General features: G+C 45.2%; 1 pseudogene. It reads left to right on the forward strand.

Annotated elements, in window-relative coordinates:
- Positions 1-213 (forward strand): annotated as a pseudogene (locus KVT11_RS20530) (carboxylate--amine ligase); the annotation flags it as partial.
- Positions 214-239: the final 26 nt, after the last annotated feature.

Genomic DNA, 239 nt, shown 5'->3' on the forward strand with positions numbered 1-239 from the left:
AGCCAAATGAGGGCTGCATTCAATGCCACTGGCGCCAAAGCGGTGAAAACTCAGCCTGTCATGACCTTATCTGATTTCCAAAAAGCCATTGAGACTACCGGAACACCGCTCATTTTAAAGCCTACATATTTAGCCAGTTCTATTGGCGTGACCTTGTTTCATGACAAAGCCGGAAGTGATGACGTGTTTTTACAAGTACAATCGTATTTGTAAACCATACCAGTCCCAGACGCTGTCAC

It is taken from the genome of Bacillus sp. GbtcB10, from assembly GCF_019091365.1.
Classification (GTDB): Bacteria; Bacillota; Bacilli; order Bacillales; family Bacillaceae; genus Bacillus; species Bacillus altitudinis.